Below are 426 nucleotides of genomic sequence, written 5' to 3' on the forward strand. Positions count from 1 at the left end.
ATGATCATGAGCCACCATTTTGTGCAGGAACAGGTCAAAGATTTTTTTTATTTAACAGAAGAAATTAAACTTAAAATCGCTGATGAAAAGAAAGAAGAAAACGGAATTTTAAAATCCTCCCGGCAAAACACCACTTACCGGCTGCTCTCTAATCATTTTAAAGGCCAAATCCCTACAAATATTCTAAGCTACCTAAACAACACCCTTATTTCCTCTTTTAACAAAGAGAAGTCTGCCTATTGGAAAGGTGAAAAATCGCTGAGGAATTATAAAAAGAATATCCCTTTGCCTTTCGGGGCTGAAGTGATTTCAAAGCTGAGCCATACGCCAGATGGACGGAATTTTTGCTTTAAGTTGTTCCAGATTCCATTCAGGACCTATTTGGGTAAAGACAGATCAGATAAGAAAGTCATGCTGAACAGAGTA

The 426-nt window shown here is 37.3% G+C and carries 1 pseudogene; it reads left to right on the forward strand.

From position 1 onward, the window contains the following. Positions 1-426, forward strand: a pseudogene (locus AC6CH7_RS26500) (hypothetical protein); the annotation flags it as partial.

The sequence above is a fragment of the Pedobacter sp. GQ55 genome (assembly GCF_059758925.1).